Source organism: Metallumcola ferriviriculae (genome assembly GCF_035573695.1).
GTDB lineage: Bacteria > Bacillota > JADQBR01 > JADQBR01 > JADQBR01 > Metallumcola > Metallumcola ferriviriculae.
This window is the reverse complement of record NZ_CP121694.1, coordinates 1,018,023-1,030,142: the sequence shown is the minus strand read 5'-3', so window position 1 is coordinate 1,030,142 and position 12,120 is coordinate 1,018,023. Positions and strand designations below refer to the sequence as shown.

Annotated in this window: 9 protein-coding genes, 7 tRNA genes and 1 other annotated feature; of the genes, 1 reads left to right on the top strand and 15 read right to left on the bottom strand. The window is 45.2% G+C overall.

From position 1 onward, the window contains the following. Positions 1 to 29: 29 nt before the first annotated feature. Positions 30 to 245: a binding site (T-box leader), on the bottom strand. A gap of 74 nt (positions 246 to 319) precedes the next feature. Next, entirely contained in the window at positions 320 to 1,282 is a 963-nt protein-coding gene (gene meaB, locus MFMK1_RS05195) for a methylmalonyl Co-A mutase-associated GTPase MeaB (protein WP_428846288.1), read from the bottom strand. 155 nt (positions 1,283 to 1,437) lie between these two features. Further along, positions 1,438 to 1,860: a TIGR04086 family membrane protein gene (locus MFMK1_RS05190; protein ID WP_366924076.1), complete on the bottom strand. Its 423-nt coding sequence runs from the start codon at positions 1,858 to 1,860 to the stop codon at positions 1,438 to 1,440. A gap of 171 nt (positions 1,861 to 2,031) precedes the next feature. Between MFMK1_RS05190 and MFMK1_RS05185 the strand changes: the two genes are divergently transcribed. Continuing rightward, positions 2,032 to 2,886 (top strand): DMT family transporter, encoded by an 855-nt coding sequence (locus MFMK1_RS05185; RefSeq protein WP_366924075.1) that lies wholly within the window; start codon positions 2,032 to 2,034, stop codon positions 2,884 to 2,886. A gap of 133 nt (positions 2,887 to 3,019) precedes the next feature. Here MFMK1_RS05185 and yihA read toward each other — a convergent pair whose 3' ends face one another. The 13 genes from yihA to MFMK1_RS05120 all read right to left on the bottom strand — a co-directional run bounded on the left by yihA (position 3,020) and on the right by MFMK1_RS05120 (position 12,080). Further along, on the bottom strand, positions 3,020 to 3,610 hold the full coding sequence (yihA, locus tag MFMK1_RS05180) for a ribosome biogenesis GTP-binding protein YihA/YsxC (protein WP_366924074.1): 591 nt from the start codon (positions 3,608 to 3,610) through the stop codon (positions 3,020 to 3,022). After that, positions 3,597 to 5,924 carry an endopeptidase La gene (lon, locus tag MFMK1_RS05175; protein WP_366924073.1) on the bottom strand — a complete coding sequence of 776 codons (2,328 nt, stop codon included), beginning with the start codon at positions 5,922 to 5,924 and terminating at the stop codon, positions 3,597 to 3,599. The genes yihA and lon overlap by 14 nt, the downstream gene beginning before the upstream one ends. 198 nt (positions 5,925 to 6,122) lie before the next feature. Next, complete coding sequence (gene lonB / locus MFMK1_RS05170; protein WP_366924883.1) at positions 6,123 to 7,820, bottom strand: ATP-dependent protease LonB; 1,698 nt, start codon at positions 7,818 to 7,820, stop codon at positions 6,123 to 6,125. A 114-nt stretch (positions 7,821 to 7,934) separates the two neighbouring features. Further along, positions 7,935 to 9,191 carry an ATP-dependent Clp protease ATP-binding subunit ClpX gene (gene clpX / locus MFMK1_RS05165; RefSeq protein WP_366924072.1) on the bottom strand — a complete coding sequence of 419 codons (1,257 nt, stop codon included), beginning with the start codon at positions 9,189 to 9,191 and terminating at the stop codon, positions 7,935 to 7,937. Between the two features lie 19 nt (positions 9,192 to 9,210). Continuing rightward, the gene (gene clpP / locus MFMK1_RS05160; protein WP_366924071.1) at positions 9,211 to 9,807 is read right to left on the bottom strand and encodes an ATP-dependent Clp endopeptidase proteolytic subunit ClpP; all 597 of its coding nucleotides are present in this window, start codon (positions 9,805 to 9,807) and stop codon (positions 9,211 to 9,213) included. Positions 9,808 to 9,833: 26 nt separating this feature from the next. Further along, positions 9,834 to 11,171: a trigger factor gene (tig, locus tag MFMK1_RS05155; RefSeq protein WP_366924070.1), complete on the bottom strand. Its 1,338-nt coding sequence runs from the start codon at positions 11,169 to 11,171 to the stop codon at positions 9,834 to 9,836. A 210-nt stretch (positions 11,172 to 11,381) separates the two neighbouring features. Further along, a tRNA-Gly gene (locus MFMK1_RS05150) sits at positions 11,382 to 11,456 on the bottom strand. A 5-nt stretch (positions 11,457 to 11,461) separates the two neighbouring features. Beyond that, positions 11,462 to 11,545: transfer RNA gene (locus MFMK1_RS05145), tRNA-Leu, on the bottom strand. A gap of 45 nt (positions 11,546 to 11,590) precedes the next feature. Continuing rightward, positions 11,591 to 11,666 (bottom strand) — tRNA-Lys (locus tag MFMK1_RS05140). 3 nt (positions 11,667 to 11,669) lie between these two features. After that, positions 11,670 to 11,744, bottom strand: a tRNA-Gln gene (locus MFMK1_RS05135). 54 nt (positions 11,745 to 11,798) lie between these two features. Next, positions 11,799 to 11,875, bottom strand: a tRNA-His gene (locus MFMK1_RS05130). Positions 11,876 to 11,926: 51 nt separating this feature from the next. Beyond that, a tRNA-Arg gene (locus MFMK1_RS05125) sits at positions 11,927 to 12,003 on the bottom strand. A gap of 3 nt (positions 12,004 to 12,006) precedes the next feature. Then, a tRNA-Gly gene (locus tag MFMK1_RS05120) sits at positions 12,007 to 12,080 on the bottom strand. Positions 12,081 to 12,120 lie beyond the last annotated feature (40 nt).

Here is a 12,120-nt window from a genome sequence, read left to right as displayed (position 1 = left end):
TTCTTATAAATAAAATAAAACCCTTCATCTATAAGGACGAAAGGGTTCCGCGGTACCACCTTAGTTCGGCTCTATAAGCCACACTCCAAAAGATAACGGCTTTTACCGGCCCAGCCTACTTGTTTTCAGCTAGACAATTCCAGGGCGACTTCACCGCTTTCAAAACCGAAAAGACCTTGCAGCCTATTGAGGGTCTCTCTCTCTGGCGGTTGGCAGCGACTACTACTCCCCTTCACAATTTTTTACATGTAAAGTTTTCTAGCTATATATTACTGGTATTATGTACCGCTGTCAACCTCGCTATACAGGCCCTATAATGTTACGAAACAGATCCGCCCCGCACCATTCTTTCCAAAATGATATCTGAAGCATGGTAGGGGTCAATCTCCCTGTTAATCACTTTTTCCAATGTTTGTTCGAATTCACCTGAATCCTTAAATTCCCGGCCAATACGCTGCTTTAATCGTTCCAGCACTACTTCCACCACTTCGGACTTAAGCCGCTGCTGTCGGTAATCGGTTAAGAAGCCTGTGCTATCCAGGTATTCCTTATGCCTCATAATCGCCTGATATAAGTCGTCCAATCCTGTATTATGCAGCGATACCACCGGCACCACCGGCGGGCGCCACTGGCGCTCCCTGTCTAAGTCCAACATAGCCCTCACTTCAGTCGCGGTACGATCTGCACCTTCCAGATCCGCCTTATTGACTGCAAAAACATCAGCAATTTCCATAATTCCCGCTTTCAAAGTTTGAATAATGTCACCGGCACCGGGGGTCAACACCACCACAGTACTATCGGCAGCATTCATGATATCAAGCTCGGACTGACCTACCCCTACCGTCTCTACCAAAATCACATCTTTCCCTGAAGCATCCAACACCTTGATAGCTTCCTTGGTAGCTCTGGAAAGGCCGCCCAGACTGCCTCGGGTACCCATACTTCTAATAAAGACCCCTTCATCTAATACATGGTCCTGCATACGGATTCTATCACCTAATAGCGCCCCACCGCTAAAAGGACTGGTTGGATCAACCGCAATGATTCCCACGCTTAATCCGTAGGCCTTACGAATATGTTGTGTCAATCGGTCCACTAACGAACTCTTACCTGCACCCGGAGAACCGGTAATGCCAATAACGTAAGCCCTTCCGGTATGAGGGTAGAGAGCAGCCAAAAGTTCCTTTTTCTCCGGTGCTTCATTCTCGACTATGGTTATTGCTCTGGCCAAAGCCCTACGATTTCCTGCCAGCAGGTCATCTGCTATCTTCAATTGCCACACCCCTTGCTACAATTTTTTCAGGTTCCCGAATCTTCTCCAACGGGAACCGTAATATGCCTTTAACCAACTACTTAACAAAAAATTAAATAGTTAGAATATTTATTTTACTGTATATTCGTTCTCAAAACCTAAATTTCCTTTTTTTCAGCAATATTTTAATAAAGGGACTTATCCTTATTACCTTTTCCAAGTCTGCCCCGTCGCTGCAAAAATGCTATATTTACACCACAGACTGCAGCTGCCCCGCCAGTTACGGCGCCAACCAATAATTTGTATACCACTTGGTTAACTGAAACAATTTGCGGTATCAAAGCAGCATTTATTGCTACTGCAGCAAGTGCCACCGCCGCACCAATCCAACCTCCGTGTTTCCATCCCTGCCAGCGAGCTGCTTTTCCGCCACTAAACCCAGCCATTACCAACGCTAAGAAAACTATTACCCGCATATATCCAGGTAAATAATAACTCTGTCTTGAACCAAACAACACCCAAAGAAGCAGCAGGGTATAGCCGCCGATTAAGATCGCGGCACCCATCCAAAAGCCCTTCCAAATAGCTTTAAAATTTGTCCCAGCCATCAATCCACCTCCCATATTTGCTATTTATAAAATACGGCAGCCGCTGGGTTTTTATAACCATCATCGAAACATTTCCCATATCGGTCTTTGAGTAAAAGTTTTTTCCTTGACCGAATTGATATACTCTGACAAAATTATAATGGCGTCTTTAAAGAATAGAGGGATGAAACTATGGATAATAACCGGCAATTACAGGCCGATTTGCTCCTGCTGATAGTAGCCTTGATTTGGGGCCTTACCTTTGTCAGCGTAAAAAATGCCTTGGTAGATATAGGGCCTTATACTTTCAACGCGATTCGTTTCGGTATTGCATTTATTTTTATGGGGTTGTTTTCTGGTCGTAAGCTGCGTCAGATTAATAAAAAATCCTTAAGCGCCGGCATGACAGTTGGTATGGTACTTTTTGCCGGATATTCCTTTCAAACAATCGGTCTTCAATATACCACTGCCTCTAATGCCGGCTTTATCACCGGTTTGTCAGTAGTAATGGTACCGTTATTTGCCCGCCTGTTATTTAAAAGAACAGCCAACCGCTACGCAATTTTGGGGGCAATAACTGCCGCCGCAGGACTAGGCCTTTTATCTTTAAGCCTTCCCCTGGCAGTTAACCTTGGCGACCTGCTGGTATTGTTTTGTGCCGCCAGTTTTGCACTGCATATTGTCTTTGTGGGGCGTTATTCCCCCAATCACGACACCATGGTGCTGGTAGTAATCCAAATCGGTACTGTAGCGATATTAAGCGGTCTCTCAGCCCTCGTTTGGGAGGGACAAGCTGTGCATTTTACCGCCAATGTCATCTGGGGCCTGATTATTACCGCAATTCCCGCCACCGCTCTAGCTTATCTTATTCAAAACTGGGCTCAAAAGTTCACCACAGAAACACGCACAGCCATCATCCTGAGCATGGAACCGGTGTTTGCCGCGTTATTTGCCTTAATATTACTGCATGAAGCACTGGGCGTAAAGGATATCTCTGGCGGTCTTCTGGTGCTTGCCGGTATGCTGCTGGCCGAACTAAAAACATAATGAATGTGAAGTCCTTAGGTGATTCTATCCCTACCAACCCCCCTGTATAGGAAATTGTATCCACAACCCACGATTTCCCATACATAAAGAAAGTCAACACTAGTGGTGCCCGACACCCTCAGTGTTGACTTTCTTATTCGTTTATTAATGCCTCTACTCCCGAAAGTAACAACTCTTTTCCCTCACCGGTTTGAGACGAAAATTGAACAATCTGTTGTTCCGGGGAGAGTGCCAACTCTTTCTTAATTACCGCTAAGTGATGCTGCCGCCTGCCTTTACTAATCTTATCCGACTTGGTAGCTACCACAATCACCGGCAGTTTATTATCAATAAGCCAATCAAGCATCTGTCGGTCATCGCCGGTGGGCTTATGCCGAATGTCCAATAGCAGTACCACACCGCGCAGCTGCTGCCGCTTACCCAAGTAAGTTTCCATCATCTTGCCCCACTGGGCCTTCACCTTAAGCGGTACCTTTGCAAAACCGTAACCGGGCAAATCTACCATATGAAACGAATTATTAACCAAAAAAAAGTTAATTGTTTGCGTACGTCCGGGTTGTCGACTCACTCTGGCCAAGCTTTTCTGACCTACCAATTGATTAAACATTGATGATTTACCCACGTTGGACCGACCAGAAAAGGCCACCTCCGGAATCACTTCCTGGGGATAATGCTCCGGCTTGAGAGCACTTTTAATGAATTCGGCCTTTTTAATGCGCATCATTCACCAACGCCTCAGCCAGAACTTCATCCATATGCTCGACCAAGACGAAATTAAGCTTTCTTTTAACATTGGTAGGAACCTCTTCAAGTTGGCGCTTATTATCCCGGGGTAAGATTACCGTCTTTACACCGGCACGATGCGCCGCCAGTAACTTTTCCTTTATGCCCCCCACCGGCAGCACCCGACCACGTAAAGTTATCTCACCGGTCATAGCCACATCTTTACGTACTGCTTTCCCAGATAAACTGGAGGCCAGAGCTGTAGCCATAGTAATACCCGCTGATGGTCCATCCTTGGGAATGGCTCCTTCGGGCACGTGTATATGGATATCACTGGTTTCATGGAAATTTTCCTTGATGCCTAAATCAGCGGCTTTAGATCGAACATAACTAAAACTGGCTTGAGCTGATTCTTTCATCACGTCCCCTAGCTTCCCGGTAAGGGTCAACCCTCCTTTACCTTTGAGCACGGTAGCCTCTACACTAAGCACTTCACCGCCTACTTGGGTCCAGGCAAGTCCGGTGGTTACTCCCACCACATCCTCTTTTTCCGCAACACCAAAACGGTACTGAGGAATACCAAGATATTTTTCCAAGTTGCCGGCACTGACCAGCACCCTGTCACTTTTTCCTGCGACAATATCCCGAGCCGCCTTACGGCAAACGGTAGCGATAGTACGCTCTAAATTACGTACGCCGGACTCCCGAGTATACTCACGAATCATCTTTCGCAATGCATTTTCCGATATATCCAGCTGTTTATCCTCGAGTCCGTGTTCATCCAACTGTTTTTTAAGCAGATGTTTCTCAGCTATTTTCACTTTTTCATGCTCAGTATAACCACCGATATAAATTATCTCCATCCTATCCAATAATGGCCGGGGAATATTATACTGCACATTGGCGGTGGTAATAAACAGCACCTGGGACAGGTCAAAGCTATTCTCAATATAGTGGTCGCTAAAGGTATGGTTCTGCTCCGGGTCCAGTACCTCCAGCAGCGCGGAAGAAGGGTCACCGCGGAAATCCATACTCATTTTGTCAATCTCATCCATCAAGAACACTGGGTTCCTTGAACCCGCCTGGCGTAAACCTTGCATGACCCTGCCGGGCATAGCACCTACATATGTGCGCCGGTGTCCGCGTATTTCCGCCTCATCTCGCACTCCGCCCAAAGACATGCGAATAAATTTCCTGTTTAAAGACCTGGCAATGGATTTAGCCAGCGAAGTTTTTCCCACACCGGGAGGGCCGACAAAGCAAATTATGGGGCCTTTCAGTTTTTTGGCCAATTTACGGATGGCCAAATACTCAAGGATACGGTCTTTCACTTCCTTCAGCCCATAATGATCTTCGTTTAGAATCTTCTCTGCCAGCTCTATATCCAAGCGGTCCTTGGTTTGTTTGCTCCAAGGCAGCGCTACTAACCAATCCAAATAGTTTCTCACTACTGTAGCTTCTGCTACCATCGGCGGCATCTTATCCAAACGGTCAACCTCTTTTAATGCCTTTTCCTTAACCTCTTTAGGCAGTCGCGCTTTTTCAATCTTTTCCCGCAGTTCTTCCACTTCTGCCGCCCGGTCATCTTTATCGCCCAGTTCCTTCTGGATTGCTTTCATCTGTTCGCGCAGATAATATTCCTTCTGAGTTTTTTCCATCTGTTTGCGAACACGCATATTTATTTTACGTTCGAGTTCCAAAATCTCCATTTCATTTGCCAGCAAATTGCATAGTAATTCTAGACGCTCACTAACGTCTACGGCCTCCAGTACCCTTTGTTTATCCGTAAGCTTTAAAGACAAGTGTGAAGCAATTACATCAGCCAACCGCTCAGGTTCTTCAATAGTCACTACGGAAACCACCGTCTCCGGGGATACTTTCTTACTCATCTTCACATAACGTTCAAACTTATCCACCAAGCTCCGCATCAAAGCCTCAATTTCGACACTCTTTTCGTTACTTTCCGGTTGAAGTTCAATTTCAACCTTTATGTATGGTTCTTTTTCTAGGTAATGTTTTATTCGTGCCCTGGCAACCCCTTCCACCAGTACTCGAATTGTACCTCCCGGCAGCTTTAACAACTGTTTAATCTCGGCAACGGTACCGGTGGTATATATGTCCTCTTCATTAGGTTCGTCCGTCTGCGCTTCCTTCTGCATAGTGAGGAATATTTCACGGTCATTAATCATTGCCTCATCGATGGCGGCCACCGAGCGGTCGCGACCTACATCTAAATGAATGACCATATAGGGAAAGACTAAAACTCCCCGCAGTGGTAAGAGAGGCAGTTGACGTACATTTTCCTGCTGCTCCATTTAACTGTCACCTCCAAAACTGATATATCTATTTTTTCTTATCAACAGCGAATATATTCCCGCTTCTTTATATGTATTCTCGTTGCTCCCGAACAAATCCTTCCTTAATTTACATGTGGAGGAAACATCATCCTAACTAACAATAGAAAACCCGGTAGTCTAGGACTGCCGGGTTTTCTATTGTTAGGTGAAAAAGAGTCACACCAAAGGTGAAGCAGTAAATACCTCTGCCTGAGATATTTGAAACTTTTGGGGAAGTTCTTCCATGCCCCCTACCAAAGAATGTTCAATCGCCTGTTCTAAGCACTGGACAGGTACCACCTTAATCCCCTCTAACTGAGAAAAGATTTCCTGCCAGTTCTCCTGTGGTATGAGCACCTTTTTTGCGCCGGATTGTCGAGCGGCTTCTACCTTTGCTACTATGCCGCCCACCGGTTTTATCCCCCCTCGAATGGAGACTTCACCGGTCATTGCTACCGTATTATCCACGGGCGTAGCAGTTATGGCGGAGTAAACTGCGGTAGCTATTGTCACACCCGCCGAAGGGCCATCTATTGGAATGCCGCCGGGAAAGTTGATATGGATATCATAATCCCTGGGGTCCACCTTCAAGTTACGGCGCAGCACCGTCAATACATTTTCCACTGAACCTTTTGCCATGCTTTTGCGGCGTATTTTTTTCCCGTCACGACCGCCTATTTCTTCTTCCTCCACCACACCGGTTATGGTGATATTCCCCTTACCTGAAGCAGCAGGAATAACATTGGCCTCCAATTCAATTAAGGTGCCCATATTCGGCCCATAAACCGCAAGGCCGTTGACTAACCCAACCTGGGGCTTATCGGGAATTTTCTTCTCCGGGCGGGGAGTGTATTGACCGCTGTTTACCACCCATTCAATATGGCTTGGTCTAATCTCTTTTTCTCCATCATTTAATGCCAAGCCGGCAGCAATTTGAATGATGTTTACAGCTTCTCTGCCGTTGGTCGAATATTTTTTAATAATATCTAAGGCATGTTCGCCAATGCCAAAATTAATTTTATTAGCCGCGTTGCGTGCAATAACACTTACCTCTTCAGGCAGCAAACCTCGGAAAAAAATCTCCAGGCAGCGAGAACGAATGGCCGGTGAAATTTCATTGGCCATGCGTGTGGTAGCGGCCACCATACGGAAATCAGCCGGTAACCCGTTTTGAAAAATATCATGAATATGCTTAGGGATATTTGAATCCTCCGAGCTGTAGTAAGCACTTTCAAGCAATACCTTACGATCCTCCAACACCTTTAACAGTTTGTTGATCTGAATCGAGTGCAGCTCCCCAATTTCATCAATAAAAAGCATTCCCCCATGGGCCTTCGTCACCGCCCCTTGCTTTGGCTGCGGAATACCGGCCATACCCATGGCTCCCGCACCCTGATAAATAGGGTCATGCACCGAGCCAATCAATGGGTCTGCTATACCTCGCTCATCAAAACGAGCAGTAGCTCCATCTAACTCAACAAATTTGGCATCTACATTGAACGGGCTATACGAAGATTTTTTAGCCTCTTCCAACACTAAGCGGGCCGCAGCTGTCTTGCCCACACCGGGCGGCCCGTAGATAATTACGTGCTGTGGATTTGGGCCACACAGTGCAGCGCTTAAAGCTTTTAATCCTTGCTCCTGACCAATAATTTCGTCAAAACGCGTAGGGCGAGTCTTTTCAGACAAAGGTTCCGAAAGGCTTATTTGCCGAAGCTTTTCCAATTTCTCCATTTCCTTGCGGGATTCCTTTTCCACGGCCACTTTATTACCATGCTGGCTGCGCAGCAGATTCCAAAAATAAAGCCCAATCACAATCGCAAAAAATATCTGAACAAACCCTAATAAACTTCCTAGGCCTGTACCAACATTCATCATTCTGCGAGTCCTCCTTTTATACAATCTACCTATAGTATTTCCAGGAGAACTAGTTTTATCCAAAAAAACCGGGCGTTTAGAACCGCCCGGTTTTAGTTTATGCTGCTAAGATTATGCACTTTCTTCTTTTTTCTTTTTATCAGCCTCAACTAGCACCGGTTTTTCGCCAATTTCAATAACCGGTTCATTAACGATACACTTGGCGATATCTGTCCGGGAAGGGATATCATACATGACCTCCAGCATAATATCCTCTAAGATGGCCCTCAGACCCCGAGCACCGGTTTCCCGCTTAATTGCCTTACGGGCAATGGCCGCCAGCGCTTCATCCTTGAACTCCAACGTCACACCGTCCATCTCGAACAATTTATGGTACTGTTTAACCAGTGCATTGCGCGGCTCTGTAAGGATACGTACCAATGCTTCCTCATCCAAAGCGTCCAAAGTAACTATGACAGGCAGTCTTCCTACAAACTCAGGGATCAAACCATATTTTAACAAATCCCCGGGAAGAATCTGCCGCAGCACTGCGCCAATTTCCAACTCTTGTTTACCTTTAATTTCAGCACCAAAACCCATCGTCTTCTTACCAACACGGCTTTGAATTATTTTATCCACACCATCAAAAGCACCGCCGCAGATAAACAAAATGTTGGTGGTGTCTAGTTGGATAAACTCCTGATGTGGATGCTTGCGTCCACCTTGAGGGGGAACACTGGCCACAGTACCTTCCAAGATTTTTAGTAAGGCCTGCTGAACACCTTCACCGGAGACATCCCGAGTAATGGACGGATTTTCGGACTTACGGGCAATCTTGTCAATTTCGTCAATATAGACAATACCCTTTTCTGCCTTCTCTACATCATAATCGGCAGCCTGAATGAGCTTCAATAGAATGTTTTCTACATCCTCGCCCACATATCCGGCTTCGGTCAATGACGTGGCATCGGCAATGGCAAAAGGAACGTTAAGAATCCTTGCCAGCGTCTGGGCTAGAAGTGTTTTACCACTACCAGTAGGGCCAAGCATGACAATGTTACTTTTCTGAAGCTCTACATCGTCAATTTTCATTCCCATATTAATACGCTTGTAATGATTGTATACAGCCACAGCAAGAGATTTTTTAGCCGATTCCTGCCCAATGACGTATTGATCCAAAATTTCGCGTATTTCTATGGGCTTAGGGATTTCCCCCATATCAAGGCCCAGGTCTTCACTAAGTTCTTCTTCAATTATTTCATTGCAAAGTTCAATACATTCATCACAGATATAGACACCAGGACCGGCAACTAACTTTTTGACCTGGTCTTGTAATTTCCCGCAAAAGGAACATTTTAGCTGCCCTTTATCGTCCGTATACTTATACATTATTTCACCCCGCTATATATTATTTCGCAGGCGCCTCCTTGGAGATGACAGCATCCACAAGGCCGTAATTCTTGGCCTCATCGGCAGTTAAGAAGTTATCCCTATCCGTATCCTTTTCAATTTGCTTTAAAGGTTTCCCCGTGATATCTGATAAAATCTTATTTAGTTTATCTTTTATGCGCAAGAGCCGCTTAGTATGAATTTCAATGTCTACTGCCTGACCCTGAGTGCCACCCATGGGCTGATGTATCATTACTTCGCTGTTAGGTAATGCAAAGCGCTTTTCCTTGGCGCCTGCGGCCAAAAGAAATGCACCCATGCTGGCGGCTAAACCAACACAAATAGTAGATACATCAGGTTTAATATGCTGCATGGTATCATAAATAGCCATGCCTGCGGTAATGGAACCACCGGGACTATTTACATATAAGTGAATATCCTTATCCGGATCTTCTGCTTCCAAAAACAACATTTGGGCAATAATCAGATTTGCAACGTTGTCGTCAATAGCACTGCCTAAAAATATAATCCGGTCCTTTAACAAACGGGAATATATATCATAGGCCCGCTCTCCTCTGTTAGTTTGCTCAACAACCATTGGCACTAAAGTGGACATCTTATCACACCCCTTTTCTAATTCTATTATTCCTCTTTAGCAGATTCCTCGGGTGCCTTAGTCTCTATTGGCACAACAGGGACTGCGTTATCTACTAAAAATTCTGCTGCCTTATCTAACATTATACCATATTTGAGGGAATCTAAACTATCCTGCGCAGCCATTATTGCTTTTAAGGATTTTACATCCTGATTATACATCTTAGCCATTTTTTCTATCTCTGCGTCCATATCTTCTTCAGTTACTTTAATGTCTTCAGCATTGGCTATTGCTTCCAAAACCAAATCAGATTTGACACTCTTTTCTGCTTCTAATCGATACTGCTGTTTAAAATCTTCCATAGAAGACTGGGTATACTCCATGTACTGTTCCATAGACATACCCTGCTGTTGTAAGCGTTGTGAAAAATTATCCATCATCACTTCAAGCCGACGTGTAATTAGCTTTTCCGGAATCCCAATCTTAGCAGCATCTACCGCACTGTCCGTCACCTGGGCGCGGAAAGCCCTATTAATTTGTTCATCGGCAGTTTCTTCCAGTTTATTCTTAGTATCTTCCTTTAATTCCTCAAGTGTTTCAAACTCACTGACATCTTTGGCAAATTCATCATCAATAGGTGCCAATTCTTTACGCTTGATTTCTTTTACCTGCACCTTAAATACCACATCTTTACCTGCCAGATCTTCAGCTTGATAATCTTCCGGGAAAGTTACATTCACTTCTTTTTCCTCACCGGCTTTGACGCCAATTAATTGCTCTTCAAACCCGGGAATAAAACTATCAGAGCCCAATACCAATGGGTGTTCTTCAGCCTTACCCCCTTCGAAGGGTTCCCCATCGAGAAAACCTTCAAAATTAATTACTACTGTATCGTTTTCTTCCGCAGGCTGATCCTTATCAAGTACCACCAGCTTAGCATAGCGTTCCCTAAGTGTTCCTAGATATTTATCTACATCCTCGGCAGTAATTTCCTTTTCTTCTTTAGCAACTTCTAATCCCTTATATTCTCCCAATGTCACTTCCGGCTTTACATCGACGCTTGCCTTAAAAATTATTGGTTTACCTTCTTCCAGCTGTACCATTTCTATGTCCGGTTGGTCAATAGGTTCTATGTTTGTTTCTTCTACCGCCTCAATATATGCATTAGGAACTACATTCTCAACGGCTTCCTCCAACAGAGGTCCCGTACCTATGTAATTTTCTAAAACCTTTCTTGGTGCTTTACCCTTACGAAAACCCGGAATGTTAACCTGCTTTGCCAACTTGGTGTAAGCCTTTGTCATCGCTGCTGCTACAACCTCATTTTCAACCTCCACTTCTAAGGTCACCCGATTGTTCTCTATCTTTTCCACGCTAGCTTTCATTTATGCTCCTCCTCTGCTCAAAATATTTTTATTGGTAGATACTGCCTCCATTGCCGTTATTATAGCCTATGAAGCAGTTAGTCATAAGTACCATTCTGTAAAAACTTGAGTTTTCCTGCATTTTAAAAGAAAACCTCGGTGGACAAAACTGCCCTTTCGCCGAGGTTTTCTTAAATTTATTCGCCCATCAACTATGGTATGCAATAAAGCTGGAGCGGGTGAAGGGATTCGGACCCTCGACTTCGACCTTGGCAAGGTCGCACTCTACCACTGAGTTACACCCGCATACCTGGTGCGGGAGAAGGGACTTGAACCCCCACGGTAAAACCGCCAGATCCTAAGTCTGGTGCGTCTGCCAATTCCGCCACTCCCGCATGATAGATATTTAATTATGTGGGAGGAGTATACTCCTCCCATACTGGTGAGCCATGAAGGATTCGAACCTTCGACACCCTGATTAAAAGTCAGGTGCTCTGCCAGCTGAGCTAATGGCTCATATGGCTGGGGCGGCAGGATTTGAACCTACGCATGGCGGAGTCAAAGTCCGCTGCCTTACCGCTTGGCTACGCCCCAACAGTAATAAATAATTTAACAAATCTTTTTGGAATTGTCAATCATAAAATTATATGGGGTGGATGATGGGACTTGAACCCACGACCTCCAGGGCCACAACCTGGCGCTCTAACCGCCTGAGCTACACCCACCACAGCTTAATTCTTTGAGAAGACCATTGGCCCGCTCTTAAACACTTATTCTGGTACGCCTGGCAGGATTCGAACCTGCGGCCTACGGATTAGAAGTCCGTTGCTCTATCCAGCTGAGCTACAGGCGCATATGGAGCGGGTGAAGGGAATCGAACCCTCGCGACTGGCTTGGAAGGCCAGGGCTCTACCACTGAGCTACACCCGCAAGCTTAAAATCGACAAGTTTTAGTGTACCATAAAAGTAT